This window comes from Reichenbachiella sp. (genome assembly GCF_965223055.1).
GTDB lineage: Bacteria > Bacteroidota > Bacteroidia > Cytophagales > Cyclobacteriaceae > Reichenbachiella.
This window is the reverse complement of the sequence record NZ_CBDCVM010000011.1, coordinates 172,084-193,847: the sequence shown is the minus strand read 5'-3', so window position 1 is coordinate 193,847 and position 21,764 is coordinate 172,084. Positions and strand designations below refer to the sequence as shown.

Sequence of the window (21,764 nt, the reverse complement as noted above, 5' to 3'; positions counted from 1 at the left end):
GTCGGTTAATTTGTATAATTGAATTAGACGTCATACCAAGTCAGCCATTTGTTTTTCTGATTTTTTAAAGTAGATCAGTCCGGTAATAAATAGGATTGCTGAAACTCCAATAGATATAGACACTTCAGAATCTAACGCTTGTTCATTAAATAATGACCACTTAATAGCTTCAATATTTCCTGCCATTGGGTTGAGATAAAACACGATTTCTGTAAGTGATTTCCATTTTTCAGGTGCTCTATTCAATACTTCCTGAGTAGAAAAATACACTGGTGTGATAAACATACCAATTTTAAGGATGAATGGAATAATATGTTGAAAGTCTCTAAAACGAATGGTCAATGCACTTACCCAGATTCCTAGTCCAAGTGCAGCCATAATTGTAGAAAAGATGAATATCGGAAGGAAAATTATATTTTCTGAAGGATAAATTTCATACATCACAAACATGAATGCTAGAATAATCAACCCAATCAAATAATCGATTAACCCAACCAATGCTTTGGAAAGAGGTAGAATGAGCCTGGGGAAATATATTTTTTTTATCATACTTCCTGAATTGATGATGGCATTGGCAGAGTTGTTTACCACGAAATCGAAATACGTCCATGAGGCAATGCCTGCTGATATGTATAGAACAACCGGAATGGTGTCATTTTCACTGTCAAAGGCTGTGTATCTAATGATAGCAAAAACAGAAATAGCAACAATTTGCTGAAAAATGGCCCAGAAAAAGCCTAAGAAAGTCTGAGCATACTTTACCTTGAAATCACGAATCGCAAAAGTGATAAACAGGTCCCTATATTGTAAAAGTTCCTTTAGATATTGAATCCAAGTTTGTCCTTTCGAGCTAATGGTAATGGTATACATTAATTTTTAACAACAAGTTTTATGTCAGAATCTACCATCTCTTGGATTAAATCATCCAAACTATATTTTGGCTTCCAGTTCAGCGTTTTTCTGGCTTTGGTTGCATCTCCAATTAATAGATCAACTTCTGTTGGACGATAATAATTGTGATCTACTTTTACAACCGTTTGTCCTTTGACAACCTTGTGGTGTTTGTCAAAGCCTGTTACTACTCCCACTTCTTCCTTACCAGATCCCCTAAATTCGATGGTTATGCCAGCACAGGCAAAAGCTTTTTTAGCAAACTCGCGTATGGTAGTAGTGATGCCAGTAGCAATGACAAAGTCATCGGGATTATCTTGCTGCATCATCAGCCACATAGCTTCCACGTAGTCTTTTGCGTGTCCCCAGTCTCTCTGTGCATCTAGGTTTCCCAAAAAAGTAGTTTCTTGCTGGCCAAAGGCAATACGAGCCACTGCTCTTGTAATTTTTCTTGTGACGAAGGTCTCTCCCCTCAGCGGACTTTCATGGTTGAACAAAATACCATTGCAGGCAAAAATATTATAAGCTTCTCTATAGTTCACCATTATCCAATAGGCGTAAAGTTTGGCTACACCGTATGGAGATCTGGGGTAGAATGGTGTCTTTTCATTTTGAGGTACTTCCTGAACAAGTCCATAAAGTTCTGAGGTGGAGGCCTGATAGATTTTGGTCTTTTTTTCGAGTTCTAAAATTCTAACAGCTTCTAGGATTCGTAAAGTCCCAATTCCATCTACGTTTGCCGAATATTCCGGTTCTTCAAATGAAACCTTTACATGAGACATAGCACCAAGATTGTAGATTTCATCAGGATGAACTTCTTGAATTATTCGAATGATATTAGTAGAATCTGTAAGATCTCCATAGTGAAGAATAAAATTTCGATCAGAAATATGTGGATCTTGAAAAAGGTGATCAATTCGTTGTGTGTTGAATGAAGAAGCTCTTCGTTTGATGCCATGAACCTCATAACCCTTACCTAGCAATAGTTCAGCTAGATAGGCTCCATCTTGACCAGTAATTCCTGTAATTAAAGCTTTTTTCACTTAAGAATTAATTTTTGATTAATAGTTATTACTTACTTTTCCTTTGGGGAAATTAAAATTGCTAACAGATAGAAACCCATCATTGGTATTTTGTACCTCATCAAGGTCCCAAAATTAAATGTACTTACTCCGACAGCAAAAGCAAAAGCAATAGAAAAAATCAAACAAAATGTGAGAAAAGGGTCTTTTAACAATCTTTGAGATTTTTTCCTTATTAAAATTGCTTGAATGGTTATGAATAGAAATAACAAGCTTTCGAGAGAACTAATCAACATAAATGGATTCCGAACTTCCCAAAGATAAGGACGAAATAATGTCACATTAATTGCGGCAGGTGCCAGACGAAACATACTCGACCAACTACCATCCAATGAACCTAGGGTGTATCCAGAATTATCACCATTACGCGCTCCCCAACCGTATCTAATATCATATGCTGTTACCATAGCTCGTTCGGCGATATTACTAAGGGAATAGTGTTCATTTGAAACTGAAATCGAATCAACAGCAAAATAGCTTAATGATGCTAGGCTTATAAATATAAAGGGAGCGATTAGAACTCTTACAATGATACTTTTAATTTGTCCAAGATACTTCATGTAAATCCAAACAAACAAAGCAGCAAGGAAGCACATCAAAATGTAAATTTTGATTGAAAAAATGATAAAAATTGCTGCCAATGCAATCCCAAATTTTATAAGACTTTTACTTTTAAATTCGATTATATGGAAAAGACTCCAGACCAACCAACATAGAGCACCAAATGTAATAGTATCCTTTAATATACCTGATCCCCAAAATACAACCGAGGGAAGGAAGAGAGTAGCAAACGCAATCTTGTTATTTTGGTTAGGATAATACTTTGTAAGTAGCCGAAATAAGGCCCAAGCCCCCGAAAAACTAAAGGTGGCGAAAAAAAGTGCTGTAGAGGAGTAGGTGCCAAATGTAAAAATGGCAAAAAGCCCTGTTACTCTGACCACAAAGTAAGAATTTAGATCCCCATAGTACCATATGTGTTGACTATATTGAAAAGTGTCGGAAAAGTGCTGTTTTCCCGCTAGAAAAATCAACTTAAATCCTTTAATGGGGTTATCCAAAAAGGCCTCATAAATCCAATCTCCTCCGTGTGTGGTATAACCAAAGGTATCACCTCCTCCATAATAGAATTGATAAATTGCTCCTAGCACAATTGCCGCTATCAATTTAACAAGTAACCCTGCGATGAAATAAGGTCTAGTATCAGCATTAGTGACCATTGGTCGAACGGCATAGGCTCCTATGAGCAATAAGAAAAACCAAATAGGTGTAATGATGAGATCCTGTATACCCATTAGTTAAGCTGGTACTTGATTAAGGAACTACTGTCCAAATCACTATATGTTGTAAGTAAGAAAGATGAGGTTGTATTTTTGCCTATCACCCAATGCTTTTCGGTTTCTATTAGCCGATCAAGTTCAATATCAGAAACTAACTTCTCCCCAACTTTCTCAAACCCTCTCAAGCCAATAATTTCATAAATACAGTCAGGAGCAAGCTCATTAGCAATGTCAGTAATTTTTTTGGACTCCATTTTTGGAATGACTATTTCGCCACCTTTCATTTTTTTTAATGCATAGAGGAAACTGTCAGCTGACTGCTCTTCAGTACAAAAAAACCTGGTCATATCCGGATGAGTGATTGGGATCACCCCGGTTTTGGACAATTCTTTAAACAGTGGTACGACAGACCCTCGAGACCCCCAAATGTTCCCCAAACGCACAATGGCAAACTTGCTATTGTCATTGCCCGCATTCAAAAATAACTTTTCTGCTGCTTGCTTAGAGTTGCCATAAATAGAGATTGGGTCAACGGCTTTGTCCGTGGATGCCAGTATGGTTTTTTTTACGCCATGCTCTATCGCCGAATGGATTACATTTTTAGTGCCTTCAACATTAGTTTTTAGGCATTCTTCAGGATTTTCTTCGCAGATAGGAATGTGTTTCATGGCAGCTGCATGAATAACTATATCCGCTCCTTTCATTTTTTCACTCAACCTATCTGCATCTCTGATGTCTCCGATGACCCATCGAAACATAGGAAACTGGTCAGCAGGGTACTTTCTACGGAGCTCATACTGCTTCATTTCATCACGCGAGTAGATCGTGATGGACTTGATGTCAGTATATTCGGTCAATACTTTTTTGACGAATGCCTGACCAAGAGTCCCGGTTCCCCCTGTGATAAAAATGGATTGATTGTCCAACATGGTTCGAAGTTAAATGATTTCGAGAAATGAAGATTATAATATTTCGATGAATGCAGAGATAACTATGATAAATTAATGTTATGATGTAATACTCTACTAATTTCATTAATATTCAGAACCATTTCTCAATCAACGACCATGTTGGTATTTTTGGCGAAAATTTGAATACATGAGTAAAATTACTTTTGGGATCGTTGGATGTGGAAGGATTGCGCAGCGGCATGCAAAGCACATGGTAAACAATGGTGAGCTGATTGCTGTTTGCGACAGCGATTTTGAGAAGGCTAAAAAATTAGCGGAAGAGTACAGTTGCAAAGCTTATGCTACCCTAGAAGAACTGTTGTCTAATGAGCCTCAAATAGATGTCATGTCCATTTGCTCTCCCAATGGATTGCACGCTGAACATAGTATATCTTGCTTAAAAGCAGGTCATCACGTATTGTGTGAAAAACCACTGGCTATCAATGCGCATGATTGTGGTGAAATGATCAAATGTGCTGAAAAAAAGAATAGACGGCTTTTTGTGATTAAACAAAATAGATTCAATCCACCTGTCGAAGCCGTAAAAGAAGCAATAGATCAAGGCAAACTAGGGGCCATTCAGTCCGTACAGTTAAGTTGCTTTTGGAATAGGAATGAGGATTATTACGCGAATTCCTGGAAAGGTTCTTTGGATCTGGATGGTGGTACGCTTTATACACAATTCAGTCATTTTATCGATCTGCTTTATTGGATTGTTGGCGACGTCAAGACAGCGAAAGGGTTTAGTCGAAATTTTGCACATAGTGATATGATAGAGTTTGAAGATTCAGGAGTTGTGGCCCTGGAGTTCCAATCCGGCGCTATAGGTACAATTAATTATACAGTCAATTCACATCAAAAAAACATGGAAGGCTCGCTGACCATTTTTGGAGATAAGGGTACAGTGAAAATTGGTGGCCAGTATCTCAATGAATTGGAATATCAGAGTATTGAAAATTTTGAGATCAAAAACCTGAAAGGAGGCAACACCGCCAATAACTATGGAAACTATAGCGGTTCTATGTCGAATCATGATCTGGTCTATCAAAACCTCGTAGAGGTTCTTCGAGGAGACTCTTCTATTAGCGCCTCAGCCTTTGACGGTCTGAAAAGTGTTGAAATTATTGATAAAATCTATCAGGAGATCAGATGAATAAACCAAAAATTATAGAAGCCTCGATACGAGATGTAATTTTTGGTAGTAATGTTACTATCGTACAGCCTGTCAATATCTATGAATGCACTTTGGAGGATGATGCATTTGTAGGGCCGTTTGTAGAAATACAAAAGGGAGTGAAAATTGGCAAACGCACTAAAATACAATCACATTCATTTGTCTGCGAGTTAGTGACTGTAGGTATGGATTGCTTCATAGGTCATGGTGTTTGTTTTATCAATGACCTTTTTAGTAAAGGAGGACCAGCCGGCGGTGATCAATCCTTGTGGAAGGAGACGAAAGTTGGCAATCGTGTTTCTATAGGTTCCAACGCCACTATTTTACCAGTATCCATTTGTGATGATGTAGTGATTGGAGCTGGAGCGGTTGTCACCAAAAATATTGTTGAGTCTGGGGTGTATGTCGGAAACCCAGCTCGATTACTCAAAAAATGATAAAGCATGAAAATTCCCTTTGTTGACCTACAGCGTCAATATCAACAACATAAAACTGAAATTGATCAAGCCATACATGAGGTATTAGATCAATCCAATTATATAGGAGGAGAAAAAATAAAATCGTTTGAAGAGCAATTTGCTAAGCAATGTGGAACTAAGCATTGTATCGGTGTGGCTAATGGTACAGATGCGATATATATCACCCTAAAAATGCTGGGCATAGGAGAGGGGGATGAGGTGATTACTTCAGCCTGTTCTTGGATAGCCACCTCAGAAACCATCTCCCAGACTGGAGCCAAACCCGTTTTTGTGGACATAGGCCAAGATTATTTGATCGATGTAGAACAAATTGAGTATAAGATCAATTCAAATACCAAAGCAATTGTTCCGGTACACTTATATGGGCAAATGGCTGATATGGTGGCTATAAAAACAATCGCAGATAAGCATGACTTAATAGTTGTAGAAGATTCGGCACAGGCTCATCTGGCCGACCGGGGTGGATGGTCTGTGGGGGCTTCGAGCCATGCGGCCACATTTAGCTTCTACCCAGGCAAAAATCTAGGGGCTTATGGGGATGCTGGAGGGATAGTGACCAATGATGATCAACTGGCTGAAAAATGTAGGCAGTTTGCCAACCATGGTCAATTGGTGAAACATCAGCATAAAATAGAAGGAATCAATAGCCGATTAGATACGATCCAGGCTGCGGTTTTATCTGTCAAGTTGAATAATTTGTCAGAATGGACATCGCAAAGAAGAAAAATAGCCAAGCAGTATAATGAAGCGCTAAAGGGCGTTTCAGCTTTGCGTTTGCCATTGGTTAATACAAACTCAAACCCTGTTTACCACTTGTATGTGGTTTCTGCGGAAAACAGAGAAGAACTTCAGGAATATCTAAAGAATCATAATATTTCTACGGCCATTCATTACCCTACCCCTCTGCCATTTCTGGAATGTTATCAATTTATGAACCACACAAAAGAGGATTTTCCTATAGCACATGCTGAAAGCGGTAAGATTCTTTCTTTGCCAATTTTTCCAGAGATGACCACAGAAGAGGTCAGCTATGTGTGCAATCACATCAAGGGTTTTTATAGCGGTTTATTGTAGGATATCTTTTGTTTGGAGAGTACTATTGGTGAGTATCAATCTGCTTTCTAGCTAGAAAAATTTTATAGCTTGAAGGATTACTTTTAAATGTAGACAAACGGTTATATCATCTTAACTATTTTTGAGGCTTAACAGAAATAATAGTATGAGTACTTCATTGGTAACTGGCGGTGCAGGTTTTATAGGTGCGCATGTGAGCAGAGAGCTGATAAGTCTAGGACATAAAGTGATTGTTTTAGATGATTTAAGTGGCGGAAATGAAAGCTATTTAGCCCCCGGTGCAACTTTCATAAAAGGGACGATTGTCGATCATGAATTGCTGGAAAAAATATTTTATGAAAATGAGATAGACTATGTCTACCATCTGGCTGCTTATGCTGCAGAGGGACTAAGTCACTTTATCAAGCGATTTAATTACAACAACAACCTGATAGGTAGTGTCAATTTGATTAATGAATCTGTCAAGCACAAAGTGAAATGTTTTGTTTTTACTTCGTCTATTGCTGTGTATGGAGGATTGGAGCCTCCGATGACTGAAAATATGATACCAGTTCCGGAAGATCCTTATGGAATTGCCAAACTGGCTATTGAACATGATTTACGGGTGACCAAAGAAATGTTCGATTTGGATTATATTATATTCAGGCCTCATAATGTATATGGTGAGTATCAAAACATAGGAGATAAATATCGGAATGTGGTAGGCATATTCATGAATCAAATCATGCAGGGCAACCCTCTGACTGTATTTGGAGATGGAGAGCAGTCAAGAGCATTTAGTTACATTGGGGATGTAGCACCTTATATTGCTAATTGTATAAATATAAAGGAAGCGTATGGTGAAGTCTTTAATATAGGCGCTGATCAAGAATTTAAGGTGAAGGAATTGGCTAATGTGGTACTTAAGGCAATGGGATCTACCGCAGAACTTAGGCATTTGGAGGCTCGGAATGAAGTAGTACACGCCTATGCTAGTCATGAAAAAGCAAAAAGAGTATTTGGTATTGACTCATTTACCTCACTGGAAAAGGGAATCCGTAAGATGGTAGATTGGGCAAAAACCGAAGGTGTTAAATCAAGTGAGAAGTTCAAAAATATTGAAATTACAGAAAAACTACCACCCGTGTGGTTAGAGGATTAAGAAATAGGTGAAAAAAATACTTTTTATAGCTGCGCATCGACGAGACAGGTCTCCTTCACAGCGTTTCAGATTTGAACAATACTTTGAATATTTAGAGTATCATGGATTTAAATGTGAGCTATCCTCTTTGATTTCAGCCTCTGATGACAAATATTTTTATGCTTCAGGTTCCTATCTTAGGAAGCTTTGGATTTTAGGTAAAGGTGTGCTCAAAAGGGGTTATGATGTAATTCGTGCTTCAAATTTCGATATCGTTTTTGTTCAAAGAGAAGGGTTTATGACAGGTGCCACTTTTTTTGAGCGAATGCTAAAGAAAAGAGGAAATCAAATGATCTTTGATTTTGATGACTCAATTTGGTTGCAAGACGATTCGCCAGTGAACAAAAAACTGGCATGGCTTAAGGACGCTGGAAAGACTTCCAAACTGATCCGGTTGTCTGATTTGGTTTTCGCGGGGAATGAGTACTTGGCAAAGTATGCCCGTCAATTTAATGAGAATGTAGAGATTGTACCAACCACAATAGACACAATAGAATATCAGCCGAATAGGTCAAAAAATGAGGCTGTCATTATTGGGTGGAGTGGTAGTTTTTCTACGGTCAAACATTTTGAAAGTGCAATTCCTGCACTAGAAAAAATTCAAGAAAAATATGGAAAAAGTGTCCAGTTTAAGCTTATTGGAGATGGGGATTATCGCAACGAAAAGCTGGGTATCATAGGGTTGGCTTGGTCTAAAGAGGATGAAATTAGAGAATTGGCGAAAATAGATATTGGTATTATGCCTCTTCCAGATGATGAGTGGTCTAAAGGTAAATGTGGATTGAAAGGGTTACAGTATATGGCTTTAAAAATTCCAACTATAATGTCTCCGGTCGGAGTCAATGCTGATATTGTAAATGATGGAAAGAATGGTTTTTTGGCAAGCAATACTAATGAGTGGGTCGATAAGCTTTCTATGTTAATCGAATCGGAAGAATTGAGACTGAAATTGGGACAGGCAGGTCGAAATACGGTTGAGAAGAAATATTCTGTTTTGGCAAACCAATCTAAATACCTTGAGCTTATTAATAGGTTGATTTCATAATCCCTTCAAATAGTCCTTGGCCAGATCATAGGTCCGATCTTTTTTATTAGCAAGCTTCTTTACTTTTTTGAATTGCTCCTTGGCATACTCCGTTTCTCCTCGTCCGGCAGCGTATCGGCCTAAATTAAGTACAGAGTATAAGTAATATCCCTTTTCTTGTGCGCCAATTTCATCTCCATATTTCACGCACAACCTATAGTATTTTTCAGCTTCCTCCACCTCGTCTCTGTGAGCATTGATTTCACCTAAAAAAAATGCGGCATAACGTCCACTGTTTTGTTCATAGCCTAAATAGCTGCTATCAATTTTGGCAATGATGGAAAGCGAAACTTCTTCTGCTTTGGAGTGTTGCCCAGTAGAATACAACAAACGCGCATAGAATCTATGAAAATAGGCATTGTTAGGAAAAGTTCGGTACAAATACTCTGAGGTAAACAGTGCCGCACGGCGATTATTTTCTTCATTGGCCATGATTCTCATGAGGAAGTATTGGGCCTCCGTTCTAGTGAAAAAAGCGTTGTTGGCTACCTCTTTTAGTTGTTCAAGTCCTAATTCTTTATCTCCATCTCTAAAGAACATCATGATCGGTTTGAGGATAGGATAGTTTTCTGGGATCCAAACAGAATAGTAATTATACAATGCATCACCGAAAAGGATCTCAGGGCCAAATTCTTCATGGTTTCGGCAGTAGTCCAAATACTTCATGGCATGTTTACCGGCAGTAGCCGCTTTTCGCCACGAGTGTCTTTCTGCATACAATCGTCCTTTGAATGCATAAGCAGCCGACAGAAAAAAACCACCTTCCACTTCACTGCCATGGGCCAGGATATTTTCTGCCACCAGTATGGTGCTATCCATATAGGCGATCATCGCAGAATCATACTGTTCGTCCTGAATATTCGGTACGATGCGCCACCATTGGCTCAGTCCTAATAAAAAATAGGGAAGAGGATGCCAGCCATATTTGCCCTTGAGCCACCGAAATTGAGAATCAGCTCTTTTGAAGTCGAAATTGTACATGCTATTGATGCCTTCCGTACACTCGATTTGAATTTCAGTATCGGTGAGCAACACAGGAATGCTATCGTTCGGGTTCGCCTGAGCATTCAATTCAAAGACGAGGATGACAGCAATAAATAAGAGTGTTCGCATCAAATTCTTGAATGAAAATTTTCTTTCAGCATAAAGCTAATACATGCTGAACAAATACCTAGAAGACTTTAGATACGGATTTAAATTTCTTCTGTTTTTCCTACTAAACTTCTAATTTCATTATCAATCTTATATGAGAGCTCCTGAATCTTTTGAATGTAAAGTTGGGTGTTGGACCAGTCGTCGGGTTTATCAGATAATAGGTTGGTCAAACCCAGGAGCGAGGTGATCGGGCCTCGTAATTGATGTGCGGAAACAAAAGCAACCTCTTTTAGTTTTTTATTTTGTTGAGTTATTTTCTTCTCGTATAACTTTTCTCGAGTAACATTTCTAAAAGATAAGGCAACCTTGTTTCCACAATTGAGAAGCTCCTTTACGGGATGGTATTCTACCGCAATCCACATACTCCTGCCACTCTTAGTCGTAAAATGATGCTCGCCGTTTATTACTCTCCCGTTTAGTGCAAGATTGAATTCCCGCTTGAAATCTCCCATATTGTCAGGATGAACGAAATTGGTACTGATTTCGCCAATAGAGACTTCGTGTGACCAATATTTTAATAAAAATTCCCTGAAACGACGATTGAAAGAGACAATGCTATAGTCTGCTGCCACCACCAGGTTGGCAACAGTAGTACTGTCTTGAATAGCTTCTAATAGCTGCAGCGTTTCCTGCAGTCGCTCTGTTTTCTCTCTCATTGCTGATGGTTAGGCCTGAAAATTTATTAATATGAGATGAAAAAATCAGTCTGAAAACAGATTATTTTTATAAGATGCTGTTAAAAAAAAGAGAACCCTACTAGCCGGCTGCCAATAGGGTTCAGGTTCTCAATTATGAAATCTTTGGGTGATGCTAGTTTAACACGATAGTATTGATGCTCGCCTCTTTGAGCCAGCTAGAATTTTTTAAATTCTTTAATTTGATCTTGCCTACTAGAAAATTTCCTTGTTCGCTATAGTATTTTTCTTCAATAGAATCGAAGTCCTCAATATTGGGTGAAGTACCATTATATCTAACGTAGAGTCTCAAATCAAAATCCTCACATAGTTCGAATTTATTCTTGTTTTTGACTCTTTTCTTATACTCATACTTATAGTCGTGATTCAAGGCCGAAATGTCTGATAGTACTGCAGAGCCCGTAGGCTTGTCTCCTGCACCCTTTCCGTATAGAAGTTGACTTTCCGAAAAGGCACTTTCCAGCACTACGGCATTGTATTCGTTGTTGGTTTGCGAGAGTACTGCGCCATTAGGGATAAAAGTAGGTAAGCAATAAGCCTCAATTTTATCACCCTCGCGCCTGCATTTCGAAATCAACTTGATGGAGTAGCCATGTTTATGCGCATAGTCAATGTCAAAATCATTGATTTTGGAAATGCCATAGTTGAATACGTCTTCCGGTTTGGCGACGAGCCCAAAAGCATGAAAAAGTAATATGCAGAGCTTGTATTTAGGGTCAATACCTTCTACGTCAAGGGTGGGATCGCTTTCCGCAAAGCCTAAATCTTGAGCTTCCTTTAAAACCTCATCGTAGGTTTGTCCTCCACCTAAGAGCTTGGAAAGAATAAAATTGGTTGAACCATTAAAAATGCCCTCCAAGGATGAAAGCAAATCGTTGTCGTAATATTCTTCTAAATTCCGAATGATTGGAATACTAGCACAACAGGATGCTTCATAGAGGAAAGAGACTTTGTTCTTTTCCTGTAATTCGAGAAGCTCCTCCAGGTGTTCGGCGATCATTTTCTTGTTGGCTGAAACTACCGACTTTCCATTATTCATGGCGGTGGTTACGATCTCTAATGCGGCATCTGCATCATCAATCAATTCCACGATCACATCTATTTCATCGTTTTGTAGCAATTCATCCTTGTTGTCCGTGAAGTAGGATATATCTAAGGATCTGGGTTTATTCAGGTCCTTGATACAGATTTTTACAATCTCTGAATTAATGGAGTTGGATTGTTGGAGTACGTGGTACAGTCCTTGTCCAACACAGCCGAAGCCGAAAATGCCTAGTTTGAGGTTTTTCATTCTTATGCTAATACAGCGTTATTTTCTTTTGTTTTAATTTTTTCAAAGGCCTCTTCTAAGTCTTGAATTAGGTCAGAAGGGTCTTCTGTACCGATAGACAATCTAACTAGTGAATCATTGATGCCTGCAGCTCTTCGGATATCGTCTGGCGTTCCCTTGTGTGTCATGGTGGCCGGATGACAGCAAAGACTTTTTACACCACCAAGACTTTCCGCCAGCTTAAACAAACAGGTGTTGGTCACAAATTCAGAAGCTTTCTCTTTGGAGTCTTCTTTGAAAGCAAATGAGACCACTGCTCCATAATATTTTTGTTGTTTTGTAGCTAACGCATGATTTGGGTGTTGCTTCAGCCCTGGATAGTTCACGATTTGTAGTTCGTGCTTATTAAGCAGATATTCAGCGATGATTTCTGCATTTCTGCATTGTTTTTCCACCCTAAGTCCAAGGGTTTGAATACCACGAATAGTTAGCCAGCTGTCCCATGGCCCTAGGATGCTTCCGGTCGCATTCTGAATGAATTTGATCTCATCAGCTAATTCTTTGGTTTTTACAGCTACCAAGCCTGCAATCACATCTGAGTGTCCTGCGATATATTTGGTGGCACTGTGCAACACGATGTCAGCACCTAAATCCAAAGGTTTTTGTAAAATTGGACTCGCAAAAGTATTGTCAACCACAACAAGGCAACCATTCGAATGTGCGATCTTCGAAATGGTTGCGATGTCTGTGATTTTTAGGGTAGGGTTGGTTGGAGTTTCCAACCAGATCAGTTTGGTATTAGGGGTAATGTTGTCGATAATATTTTCCGGATCAGTGGTGTCTGTGTAATGCACCGTGATCCCAAATTTCTTGTATAGTTTTTCGAATGAACGAAAGGTGCCGCCGTAGATGTCATCTACAGCCACAATCTCGTCTCCAGCCTGGCAAAGTTTGATTACAGCATCCACTGCGGCCAATCCACTAGCGAATGCAAATCCACCTGCTCCATTTTCTAGCCTGGCGATAGTTTCCTCTAGTACTTGCCTTGTGGGGTTATTGGATCTACTGTAGTCGAAGCCTTTGTTAACACCTGGAGCATCTTGTACAAACGTAGAAGTCTGATAAATCGGAGTTGAGAGTGCGCCTGTCAATGGGTCTGACAGGATGCTGTGTAAAATTTCTGTTGTCTCTTGCATGTCTTTATTTTTTAGAACCCAGATTGTGTATGAGGACTTTGTCATGAGAGACTTTAGACCAATAAATCAGGAAGTTTTAAGAAGAAAGCATAGCAGCGCTATGGTGACTGATTAAAACGAAACGCAGTGTCTGATTTGCAGGTATTAAGCCTCGGAATAAAGTTCCTAATGCATAAACTGGGTTAAAGTTTACAAGGAGACTTTTCAAGGATCCATTGTCTGGCATGGACAAAAAAAATGTCCTTTCCAGACAAGCTAGAAAGGACATCGTATATTTTTTTGATATTGAGTCTATCCATTCCGCTTATCTCTCTCTGACAGCAATCGTCAGAGATTGGAGTTAGCACCTTCTGTTGTTTCCAACTAGGGTTGCTAAGGTTTCATAGGGCCAAATCCCTCCACCTTTCTTGATAAGTCATCCAATAAATTATTTAGAACGTGCCACAAAGATATGGGCTAGTTTTTTTCTTGTGCAAGAAAAATTGAAAATTATTTTTCCGAAAGTTAACGCTTCCACCTCACTTTGTTGGCATTGTTGTCCATCTCAAAAGTGCTTGATTTTCCTGCTCCACTTTTGAATTTCAACTCATCAAAACTGGCCAATTCTCTGCCTAAAGGCATAAATTCAGTAGTCTCTAATGATTCGTAAGGCAGGTGAATAATCTCGAAAATCACGTCTCCTTTATGCAATAAATTTTGATAGTGAATTTTTGATTCGTCAACCGTTTTTATTTCGGTAAAGTCAATATTTTCTTCATACCATTTCATAGTATTGATATAATCTGAGGAAGTGATAGAGAAAAACATCGCCTTAGTGATTACGCTATCAATAGGGTTTGGTTCATCAAAGATTTGTACCTGATTTCCGTCTGGATCAACCGTGAGGAAAAAACTCATGTCAAGGTTTTTGTCTTCAGTCACATCTTCGATTAACTTCTGATTGGAGGCCTGCAATTTTTCTCTGACTTCTTCGAATTTGTTTGTCGAAAAACCAATTTTGGTTATGCCATTCACGTATTTTTTCCCCTTGGGGAATTTAATCTGACTTTTGAGCATGATGTTTTTGCCTTGTTTGATCAAAAGGTTGAAATCACCGGTTTGCATCTTTACATGCTGCTGTGGTTTGTATTCTTTAATAGCTATATCCAGATATTTCCTGTACCATGTAGCAGACAACTTTACATCACGAGCGATAATCGTTGCTCCACTGAGTTGAAAGTCAGTACTTTTTTCTTGAGCAGCTAGCTGATTAATGAAGGTGCTTAGAATGAATGTCAGTAGAAGAAAAATGTTTTTCCGAGAATCTAGAGTCATATTTATGCTGATAGTCTTTGTCAAAGTAAGATAAATCTAATGATATAGGCAGCGTCTATATCTGTTTCAAAAAAAATTATAGACATGAATCGACATACTCGATTAATCGTAGTAATTTTGAGCCTATTTAAAATGAGTCTAAATTATTCTATTCTCGGATGAGTAAAGATGATCAAATATTAGAGGAATTCACCTCAAAAGAATACGAACATGGATGGTCAGTTGACTTGGAAGCAGATGAAGCGCCCAAGGGATTGAATGAGGACATTGTTCGATTCATTTCAAAAAAGAAAAACGAGCCAGAGTGGTTGTTGGAGTGGCGATTGGACGCGTTTGCTAAATGGCAAGCCATGAAGGAACCCAACTGGGCTAATGTGAAATATCCGAAAGTGGACTATCAGGACATTAAGTACTATTCTGCTCCAAAGCAGAAAAAGACACCTGAAAGTCTTGAAGATGTAGATCCGGAATTGTTGGAGACATTCGAAAAGCTCGGTATATCACTGACTGAGCAAAAGAGACTGACTGGAGTGGCAGTTGATGCCGTAATTGACTCCGTTTCTGTTGCCACTACTTTCAAAGATACATTAGGCAAGCTCGGTATTATTTTCTGTTCGTTCAGCGAGGCGGTAAAAGAACATCCAGAGTTGATCAAGAAATACATAGGTTCTGTAGTTCCAAAATCTGACAATTACTTTTCAGCTTTGAACTCAGCTGTGTTTTCTGATGGATCATTTTGTTACATCCCGAAAGGCGTAAGATGCCCGATGGAATTGTCTACATACTTCAGAATCAATGCGGCTAATACGGGTCAGTTTGAGAGAACATTGATCGTGGCGGACGAAGGATCATATGTGAGCTACTTGGAAGGCTGTACAGCTCCGATGCGTGATGAAAATCAGTTGCACGCCGCGGTAGTAGAAATCGTAGCGCACAAAGATGCAGAAGTAAAATACTCTACCGTTCAAAATTGGTATCCTGGTGATAAGGATGGTAAAGGCGGTATCTACAACTTCGTTACTAAGCGAGGAATCTGTGCAGGTGATCATTCTAAAATATCCTGGACTCAGGTAGAAACGGGTTCCGCAGTGACATGGAAGTACCCATCTTGCATTCTGAAAGGAGACTATTCTGTTGGAGAATTTTATTCTGTTGCGGTAACCAATAATTACCAGCAAGCAGATACGGGTACGAAAATGATTCACTTGGGGAAAAACACCAAGTCTAGAATTGTATCCAAAGGTATATCTGCTGGTCATTCGCAAAACAGCTATAGAGGTCAGGTGCAGGTTTCTAAAAGAGCCGAAAATGCAAGAAATCACTCACAATGTGATTCTTTGTTAGTAGGCAATCTATGTGGAGCGCATACCTTCCCATACATTGATATTGAGAATTCTTCAGCTCATGTAGAGCACGAGGCGACCACCTCCAAGATAGGAGAAGATCAAATCTTCTACTGTACTCAGCGAGGAATCGATGAAGAAAATGCTGTGGCATTGATCGTCAACGGTTACGCCAAAGAAGTCCTCAATCAATTGCCAATGGAGTTTGCCGTAGAAGCTCAGAAGCTTTTGGCACTTACTCTTGAGGGATCCGTTGGATAATCTCCATTTACTAATTCATTCAATAAGAAATAAAATTTGCAGCAATGCTTAAGATAAAAAATTTACAGGCACGAGTAGAAGAGAAGGAAATTCTCAAGGGAATTAACTTAGAAGTAAAACCTGGTGAGGTACATGCTATTATGGGACCTAATGGATCCGGTAAGAGTACCTTGGCTTCAGTGTTGGCCGGACGTGAAGATTACGAAGTGACTGGCGGTGAAGTTGAGTATATGGGTCAGGATTTGTTAGATCTTGCGGCTGAAGAAAGAGCAAGAGAAGGTATCTTCTTGGCTTTCCAGTATCCAGTAGAGATCCCAGGTGTCACAACTACCAACTTCATGAAAACTGCGCTCAACCAAATCAGAGAGCACAAAGGGCAAGAGCCTTTGGATGCTGTGGCGTTCTTGAAGAAGATGAAAGAAAAAATGGCATTGGTTGAAATTGATCAGTCTTTGCTGAGCCGTTCGTTGAATGAAGGATTTTCTGGTGGAGAAAAGAAAAGAAACGAAATCTTCCAAATGGCTATGCTAGAGCCAAAATTAGCGTTATTGGACGAGACTGATTCAGGCTTAGATATCGATGCATTGAGAATCGTAGCCAATGGAGTCAATGCTTTGAAATCTGAGGATAATGCTACCATCGTTGTAACACACTACCAAAGATTGCTGGACTATATCGTGCCGGACTTTGTGCATGTATTGTATCAAGGTAGAATTGTGAAGTCTGGAACTAAAGATTTGGCTCTTGAACTAGAAGAAAGAGGTTACGACTGGATCATCAAAGAATTAGAAGAAGCTTAAGCATGAGCGATTTGGATAAAAATATTTTTGGACAAGAGCTGGTAGATCAGGCGGCACAATTTGTTGCCAACATGAACGGTAGTGCGATTCCTCAATTGGGGGAAAATCGTAAAAAAGCGCTCAATTTTCTGAAAGACAACGGTTTTCCTGGGCCACGTGCAGAAGAGTATAAATTCACTAAACTGACGAAGGCGATCAGCAAGAAATTCGACTTGTCAAAGTATGCTGATATCGATGAATTGCCACAGGATTTGATCAACGACATCAAGGCCAAGCACGAAGGAGCGAATGTGTTATTCTTCATAAATGGAAAGTACGATACTGAGAACTCGATTATTGTTTCTCCGGAAGAACAATTGAAAATAGAGTCCCTCAAAGACTACGCTGCAGCAAATGATGTCAATGAATTATTTAAGGACGATTCTGATCCTTTTGCTGCTCAGAATAATGTATATGCCAATGACGGTGTAGTGGCTCAAATTGCTAAGGGTAAAGTTGTAGCCTCACCTGTGATTTGTTATTACATTTCTGTGAATGATGGCAATGCCAATCATGGGTTCATAAAAAACATCTACTTGGCCAATGAAAATAGTCAAGCAGACTTTGTGCATTTTCACCTGTCATTTGGCAATGAGAGTACCTTTATCAATGAGTCTAAAAATTATATTGTCAAGCAAAATGCTCGTGTAAGTCTCTATAAGATTCAGGAAGAGTCATCCAAGGCTGTGTATATCGGCAATACTAGAGTGTACCAGGAAAGAGACAGTGTATTCTCTTCTTATGTCTTTACGCTCGATGGCGAAGTGGTGAGAAACAACCTGCACATTGAAGTGGATGGCGAAGGATGCGAAAGTAATATGTTTGGCTTGTACCTGACAAAGGGTAAAACCCATGTAGATAATCACACAACAGTAGATCACCGCAAACCAAATTGTAATAGCAACGAATTGTACAAAGGCGTGATGGACGATCAGTCTCGTGGCGTTTTCAACGGGAAAATCTTCGTGCAACAAGAAGCGCAAAAAACAAATGCATTTCAGTCGAATGGCAACATCCTTTTGTCCGACGATGCCGTAGTAAATACCAAGCCTCAATTGGAGATTTGGGCAGACGATGTGAAGTGTTCGCACGGATGTACTACTGGCCAATTGGACGAGGAGGCGATTTTCTATTTGAGAGCCCGAGGCATCGAAAAAGAAAAAGCAAGATCAATGATCTTATTGGCCAATGTGGCTGAGGTGATTGAAAAGGTGAACCTCGGTTGGTTGAAAATGGAAATCACCGACAAAGTAATCGAAAGATTGAACGTATAAGTAACATGGTGGACGCAGCACTAGATATTGAAGCAATAAGAAAACAATTTCCAATTCTTCATCAGGAAGTCAATGGTAAGCCTTTGGTTTACTTCGACAATGCCGCTACATCGCAAAAACCCCAGAGCGTCATCGACGCACTGACGCATTATTACAATACTGACAATTCTAACATACACAGAGGCATTCACACCTTGGCTGAAAGAGCCACTACTGCTTTTGAAGACACTAGAAAGGCGGTAGCCAAATTTTTGAATGCCAACGAAGTTGAAGAAGTTATTTTCACTAAAGGCACTACGGAAGGTATCAACCTTGTGGCTGCTACTTTCGGTAGAAAATTCATCAATGCAGGCGACGAAGTTATCGTGTCGGCACTCGAGCACCACTCTAACATTGTGCCTTGGCAGATTCTCTGCGAAGAAAAAGGAGCGGCCCTCAAGGTCATTCCGGTCAACGAAAAGGGCGAATTGATCTTTGATGAGTATGTCAAATTGTTGTCGGATAAAACTAAGCTGGTATCAGTCAACTACATCTCGAATGCACTGGGTACGATCAACCCGGTAAAGGAAATAATAGTCGAAGCTCACAAAGTGGGTGCAAAAGTGTTGATCGATGCGGCACAGGCAGCGCCGCATGTGAAGCTAGACGTGAAGGCTTTGGACTGTGATTTTCTGGCATTTTCTGCGCACAAAGTATATGGCCCAACTGGAGTAGGAGCCTTATATGGTAAGAGAGATTTGCTAGAAGCCATGCCTCCCTACCAAGGAGGAGGAGAGATGATTAAGGACGTGAGTTTCTCTGGCACCACGTTCAACGATATTCCTTATAAGTTTGAAGCAGGCACACCGAATATTGGCGAGGTCATTGCTTTTAAAGCGGCAATTGATTTTGTGGAGGATTTGGGGCAAGAGAATATCGCTAGTTACGAAGATGAGTTGATGGCTTATGCCAATGACTTATTGAATGAAGTGGATGGTTTTACACCAGTCGGTACGGCAGATAAAAAAGCGAGTGTGATTTCTTTCTTGATTGATGGTGTCCATCCATTCGACTTAGGTCAATTGTTGGATGCTAGAGGGATTGCAGTAAGAACTGGTCACCATTGTGCACAGCCTTTGATGGAGTTTTTCAACATCGAAGGAACGGTAAGAGCCTCTTTCTCTGTTTACAATACAAAAGAAGAAATCAAATATTTTGTGGAATCGCTCAAAGCGGTGATCAAGATGTTTAAATAAGATAAAGGCCTCATGGGCAGCAAGTAATGGCTACAATCAATTCCATTCAGGAAGAAATAATTGAAGATTTTGGTATGCTAGATGGTGATATGGAAATGACCATTGGCTACGTGATGGAACTAGGAACCAAACTTCCTGAGCTTCCTGGCGAACATCAAACAGATGAAAATATCGTAAAAGGCTGTCAGTCAAAGGTTTGGCTTAATGCCAAAATGGAAGATGATAAAGTTGTCTTCGAGGCAGACAGCAATACAGCCATTACCAAAGGGTTGGTGAGTTTGTTGGTGAGGATTTTATCTAACCAGACACCGGACGATATTTTAAATGCAGACCTGTACTTTCATGAGAAAATTGGAATGAACAGGTTCATCGGTACGCAACGATCCAATGGTTTTGCAGCCATGATCAAGCAAATGCAGATTTACGCCTTGGCAATGAAAGCTAAAATTAACTAAGATGGCAGAAGAGAAAGACTTAAAAGAAAAAGTGCTCGCAGCGATCAAAATGGTCTATGACCCCGAGATCCCAGTAGATGTGTATGAATTGGGTTTGATCTATGAGATCAACATTTTTCCAGTGAACAACGTCTATGTCTTGATGACATTGACTTCGCCTGCTTGTCCGTCGGCAGAAGCTTTGCCGGAGGAAATCAAGCAGCGGATAGAAGAAATCGAAGGCATAGGCAAAGTGGATGTAGAAGTGACTTTCGACCCTCCCTACGAGACTGATATGATGTCCGAAGCCGCCAAACTTGAGCTTGGGTTTATGTGATTTTGGTCGACAGTTCATGGCCCATCGACCATGGACAATATTCGAACAATTGTAAATAGAAAAGAAATAAGAATATTTAATACAAAAAAGATATGTATCCAGAAGAATTAGTAGCCCCAATGAGAGCAGACTTGACGTCTGTAGGCTTTGAAGAATTTAAAACAGCTGACTCAGTAGAGCAGCATTTGACTGATCACAAAGGTACGACGCTTTTGGTGGTCAATTCAGTGTGTGGATGTGCAGCCGGAGCAGCTAGACCAGGCGTGAAAATGGCAGTAGAAAACAGTGCTAAAAAGCCAACTAACTTGGCTACAGTATTTGCTGGTGTAGACGCTGAGGCAGTTCAAAAAGCGAGAGAGTTTACTTTACCATACCCTCCGTCTTCTCCGTCTATCGCTTTGTTCAAAGATGGTGAGTTGGCTCACTTTGTTGAAAGACATCACATAGAAGGCCGTAGTGCAGAGATGATCGCAGATCACTTAGTACAGGTATTCGACGAATTCTGTTAAGTAATTAATAGTGAATAATGAAGAGTGAATAATTTTTGAGCCTCAACTAATTATTCACTCTTTGCTATTTATTAATCACTACCAATTATTCATTGATCACAATTCATTACAAACCATGGCCAAAACCGAATCTACGATGATGCCGCTGGGTACTCAAGCTCCGGCATTTAATCTACCTGACACAGTCTCTGGAAATACTTTTAGTTTTTCTGATGTGAAGTCTGGCAAAGGCACAGTAGTGATGTTCATTTGCAACCACTGTCCTTATGTGATTCATGTGCAAGAAAAAATTGTTGAAGTAGCGAAAACTTATCAAGACAAAGGCATTGGCTTCGTAGCCATCAGTTCTAATGATGTAGAAAATTATCCCGATGATTCTCCTGAGCTGATGAAGAAACATGCGGAGAAGTATGGATTCACATTTCCATATCTCTATGACGAGTCTCAGGAAATAGCAACAGCTTATCAAGCGGCCTGTACTCCAGATTTCTTCGTTTTCAATAGCGAAGACGAATGTGTGTATCGTGGCCGACTCGATGGAGCCACTCCGGGCAATGAGGTACCTGTCTCTGGTGATGATTTGAGCTATGCGCTACGCAATTTGTCTGCAAGTCTTCCTGTAGATACCGAACAACATCCCAGCCTCGGCTGCAACATCAAGTGGAAGAATAATTAGTTAAAGTTGATAGTAAAAAGTGACTAGTTTTGTGA

General features: G+C 39.7%; 22 protein-coding genes and 1 riboswitch. Of the genes, 13 read left to right on the top strand and 9 right to left on the bottom strand.

Annotated elements, in window-relative coordinates:
• Window positions 1–30 precede the first annotated feature (30 nt).
• Genes ACOQO5_RS11910 through ACOQO5_RS11895 form a run of 4 tightly spaced genes read right to left on the bottom strand, consistent with a single transcriptional unit; the run spans window position 31 to window position 4,179 of the window.
• A complete protein-coding gene (locus ACOQO5_RS11910; protein ID WP_420581904.1) occupies window positions 31–870 on the bottom strand; it encodes an ABC transporter permease in 840 nt (279 codons plus the stop codon).
• Entirely contained in the window at window positions 870–1,934 is a 1,065-nt protein-coding gene (gmd, locus tag ACOQO5_RS11905) for a GDP-mannose 4,6-dehydratase (RefSeq protein ID WP_420581903.1), read from the bottom strand. The genes ACOQO5_RS11910 and gmd overlap by 1 nt, the downstream gene beginning before the upstream one ends.
• Before the next feature lie 32 nt (window positions 1,935–1,966).
• The gene (locus ACOQO5_RS11900; RefSeq protein WP_420581902.1) at window positions 1,967–3,265 is read right to left on the bottom strand and encodes a hypothetical protein; all 1,299 of its coding nucleotides are present in this window, start codon (window positions 3,263–3,265) and stop codon (window positions 1,967–1,969) included.
• Window positions 3,265–4,179 (bottom strand): polysaccharide biosynthesis protein, encoded by a 915-nt coding sequence (locus tag ACOQO5_RS11895; protein ID WP_420581901.1) that lies wholly within the window; start codon window positions 4,177–4,179, stop codon window positions 3,265–3,267. Before ACOQO5_RS11895 ends, ACOQO5_RS11900 begins: the two co-directional genes overlap by 1 nt.
• 169 nt (window positions 4,180–4,348) lie before the next feature.
• On the opposite strand from ACOQO5_RS11895, the gene ACOQO5_RS11890 reads away from it, so the two are divergent.
• From ACOQO5_RS11890 to ACOQO5_RS11870, 5 genes are all read left to right on the top strand, one after another.
• Window positions 4,349–5,353 (top strand): Gfo/Idh/MocA family protein, encoded by a 1,005-nt coding sequence (locus ACOQO5_RS11890; protein WP_420581900.1) that lies wholly within the window; start codon window positions 4,349–4,351, stop codon window positions 5,351–5,353.
• Window positions 5,350–5,811, top strand: a complete 462-nt coding sequence (locus ACOQO5_RS11885) for an acyltransferase (protein WP_420581899.1) — start codon at window positions 5,350–5,352, stop codon at window positions 5,809–5,811. The genes ACOQO5_RS11890 and ACOQO5_RS11885 overlap by 4 nt, the downstream gene beginning before the upstream one ends.
• Before the next feature lie 6 nt (window positions 5,812–5,817).
• Complete coding sequence (locus tag ACOQO5_RS11880; RefSeq protein ID WP_420581898.1) at window positions 5,818–6,927, top strand: DegT/DnrJ/EryC1/StrS family aminotransferase; 1,110 nt, start codon at window positions 5,818–5,820, stop codon at window positions 6,925–6,927.
• A gap of 145 nt (window positions 6,928–7,072) precedes the next feature.
• Window positions 7,073–8,068, top strand: a complete 996-nt coding sequence (locus ACOQO5_RS11875; protein ID WP_420581897.1) for an NAD-dependent epimerase/dehydratase family protein — start codon at window positions 7,073–7,075, stop codon at window positions 8,066–8,068.
• A 7-nt stretch (window positions 8,069–8,075) separates the two neighbouring features.
• Window positions 8,076–9,152, top strand: coding sequence for a glycosyltransferase family 4 protein (locus tag ACOQO5_RS11870; RefSeq protein ID WP_420581896.1), 1,077 nt, complete (start codon window positions 8,076–8,078; stop codon window positions 9,150–9,152).
• On the opposite strand, the gene ACOQO5_RS11865 is transcribed toward ACOQO5_RS11870, so the two are convergent.
• From ACOQO5_RS11865 to ACOQO5_RS11845, 5 genes are all read right to left on the bottom strand, one after another.
• A complete protein-coding gene (locus ACOQO5_RS11865; protein ID WP_420581895.1) occupies window positions 9,147–10,304 on the bottom strand; it encodes a tol-pal system protein YbgF in 1,158 nt (385 codons plus the stop codon). The two genes, ACOQO5_RS11870 and ACOQO5_RS11865, sit on opposite strands and share 6 nt — an antisense overlap.
• A gap of 80 nt (window positions 10,305–10,384) precedes the next feature.
• Window positions 10,385–11,002, bottom strand: a complete 618-nt coding sequence (locus ACOQO5_RS11860; protein ID WP_420581894.1) for a PAS domain S-box protein — start codon at window positions 11,000–11,002, stop codon at window positions 10,385–10,387.
• Between the two features lie 154 nt (window positions 11,003–11,156).
• Entirely contained in the window at window positions 11,157–12,332 is a 1,176-nt protein-coding gene (locus ACOQO5_RS11855) for a homoserine dehydrogenase (RefSeq protein WP_420581893.1), read from the bottom strand.
• Window positions 12,333–12,334: 2 nt separating this feature from the next.
• Window positions 12,335–13,507 (bottom strand): trans-sulfuration enzyme family protein, encoded by a 1,173-nt coding sequence (locus ACOQO5_RS11850; protein ID WP_420581892.1) that lies wholly within the window; start codon window positions 13,505–13,507, stop codon window positions 12,335–12,337.
• Window positions 13,508–13,808: 301 nt separating this feature from the next.
• Window positions 13,809–13,924: riboswitch (SAM riboswitch) on the bottom strand.
• Between the two features lie 87 nt (window positions 13,925–14,011).
• The gene (locus tag ACOQO5_RS11845; RefSeq protein ID WP_420581891.1) at window positions 14,012–14,821 is read right to left on the bottom strand and encodes a VOC family protein; all 810 of its coding nucleotides are present in this window, start codon (window positions 14,819–14,821) and stop codon (window positions 14,012–14,014) included.
• Between the two features lie 158 nt (window positions 14,822–14,979).
• Between ACOQO5_RS11845 and sufB the strand changes: the two genes are divergently transcribed.
• The 8 genes from sufB to ACOQO5_RS11805 all read left to right on the top strand — a co-directional run bounded on the left by sufB (window position 14,980) and on the right by ACOQO5_RS11805 (window position 21,729).
• Entirely contained in the window at window positions 14,980–16,425 is a 1,446-nt protein-coding gene (gene sufB, locus ACOQO5_RS11840; RefSeq protein WP_420581890.1) for a Fe-S cluster assembly protein SufB, read from the top strand.
• 44 nt (window positions 16,426–16,469) lie between these two features.
• Window positions 16,470–17,225 (top strand): Fe-S cluster assembly ATPase SufC, encoded by a 756-nt coding sequence (gene sufC / locus ACOQO5_RS11835; protein WP_420581889.1) that lies wholly within the window; start codon window positions 16,470–16,472, stop codon window positions 17,223–17,225.
• A 2-nt stretch (window positions 17,226–17,227) separates the two neighbouring features.
• Window positions 17,228–18,538 carry a Fe-S cluster assembly protein SufD gene (sufD, locus tag ACOQO5_RS11830; RefSeq protein WP_420581888.1) on the top strand — a complete coding sequence of 437 codons (1,311 nt, stop codon included), beginning with the start codon at window positions 17,228–17,230 and terminating at the stop codon, window positions 18,536–18,538.
• A 5-nt stretch (window positions 18,539–18,543) separates the two neighbouring features.
• Window positions 18,544–19,773, top strand: a complete 1,230-nt coding sequence (locus ACOQO5_RS11825; RefSeq protein WP_420581887.1) for a SufS family cysteine desulfurase — start codon at window positions 18,544–18,546, stop codon at window positions 19,771–19,773.
• A gap of 26 nt (window positions 19,774–19,799) precedes the next feature.
• Complete coding sequence (locus ACOQO5_RS11820) at window positions 19,800–20,228, top strand: SufE family protein (protein ID WP_420581886.1); 429 nt, start codon at window positions 19,800–19,802, stop codon at window positions 20,226–20,228.
• A gap of 1 nt (window position 20,229) precedes the next feature.
• A complete protein-coding gene (locus tag ACOQO5_RS11815) occupies window positions 20,230–20,544 on the top strand; it encodes an iron-sulfur cluster assembly protein (RefSeq protein ID WP_420581885.1) in 315 nt (104 codons plus the stop codon).
• A gap of 92 nt (window positions 20,545–20,636) precedes the next feature.
• Entirely contained in the window at window positions 20,637–21,053 is a 417-nt protein-coding gene (locus tag ACOQO5_RS11810; RefSeq protein ID WP_420581884.1) for a BrxA/BrxB family bacilliredoxin, read from the top strand.
• A 115-nt stretch (window positions 21,054–21,168) separates the two neighbouring features.
• The gene (locus ACOQO5_RS11805) at window positions 21,169–21,729 is read left to right on the top strand and encodes a thioredoxin family protein (protein WP_420581883.1); all 561 of its coding nucleotides are present in this window, start codon (window positions 21,169–21,171) and stop codon (window positions 21,727–21,729) included.
• Window positions 21,730–21,764 lie beyond the last annotated feature (35 nt).

Excerpts from the sequence above, each read along its gene's own strand:
- ACOQO5_RS11885 (WP_420581899.1), top strand. The coding sequence starts at position 5,350 with ATGAATAAACCAAAAATTATAGAAGCCTCGATACGAGATGTAATTTTT.
- ACOQO5_RS11820 (WP_420581886.1), top strand. The coding sequence starts at position 19,800 with ATGGCTACAATCAATTCCATTCAGGAAGAAATAATTGAAGATTTTGGT.
- sufC (WP_420581889.1), top strand. The coding sequence starts at position 16,470 with ATGCTTAAGATAAAAAATTTACAGGCACGAGTAGAAGAGAAGGAAATT.
- ACOQO5_RS11855 (WP_420581893.1), bottom strand. The coding sequence starts at position 12,332 with ATGAAAAACCTCAAACTAGGCATTTTCGGCTTCGGCTGTGTTGGACAA.
- ACOQO5_RS11845 (WP_420581891.1), bottom strand. The coding sequence starts at position 14,821 with ATGACTCTAGATTCTCGGAAAAACATTTTTCTTCTACTGACATTCATT.
- ACOQO5_RS11810 (WP_420581884.1), top strand. The coding sequence starts at position 20,637 with ATGTATCCAGAAGAATTAGTAGCCCCAATGAGAGCAGACTTGACGTCT.
- ACOQO5_RS11850 (WP_420581892.1), bottom strand. The coding sequence starts at position 13,507 with ATGCAAGAGACAACAGAAATTTTACACAGCATCCTGTCAGACCCATTG.
- ACOQO5_RS11890 (WP_420581900.1), top strand. The coding sequence starts at position 4,349 with ATGAGTAAAATTACTTTTGGGATCGTTGGATGTGGAAGGATTGCGCAG.
- ACOQO5_RS11805 (WP_420581883.1), top strand. The coding sequence starts at position 21,169 with ATGGCCAAAACCGAATCTACGATGATGCCGCTGGGTACTCAAGCTCCG.
- ACOQO5_RS11815 (WP_420581885.1), top strand. The coding sequence starts at position 20,230 with ATGGCAGAAGAGAAAGACTTAAAAGAAAAAGTGCTCGCAGCGATCAAA.
- ACOQO5_RS11825 (WP_420581887.1), top strand. The coding sequence starts at position 18,544 with ATGGTGGACGCAGCACTAGATATTGAAGCAATAAGAAAACAATTTCCA.
- ACOQO5_RS11900 (WP_420581902.1), bottom strand. The coding sequence starts at position 3,265 with ATGGGTATACAGGATCTCATCATTACACCTATTTGGTTTTTCTTATTG.
- sufD (WP_420581888.1), top strand. The coding sequence starts at position 17,228 with ATGAGCGATTTGGATAAAAATATTTTTGGACAAGAGCTGGTAGATCAG.
- ACOQO5_RS11865 (WP_420581895.1), bottom strand. The coding sequence starts at position 10,304 with ATGCGAACACTCTTATTTATTGCTGTCATCCTCGTCTTTGAATTGAAT.
- ACOQO5_RS11875 (WP_420581897.1), top strand. The coding sequence starts at position 7,073 with ATGAGTACTTCATTGGTAACTGGCGGTGCAGGTTTTATAGGTGCGCAT.
- ACOQO5_RS11880 (WP_420581898.1), top strand. The coding sequence starts at position 5,818 with ATGAAAATTCCCTTTGTTGACCTACAGCGTCAATATCAACAACATAAA.
- sufB (WP_420581890.1), top strand. The coding sequence starts at position 14,980 with ATGAGTAAAGATGATCAAATATTAGAGGAATTCACCTCAAAAGAATAC.
- ACOQO5_RS11910 (WP_420581904.1), bottom strand. The coding sequence starts at position 870 with ATGTATACCATTACCATTAGCTCGAAAGGACAAACTTGGATTCAATAT.
- ACOQO5_RS11860 (WP_420581894.1), bottom strand. The coding sequence starts at position 11,002 with ATGAGAGAGAAAACAGAGCGACTGCAGGAAACGCTGCAGCTATTAGAA.
- ACOQO5_RS11895 (WP_420581901.1), bottom strand. The coding sequence starts at position 4,179 with ATGTTGGACAATCAATCCATTTTTATCACAGGGGGAACCGGGACTCTT.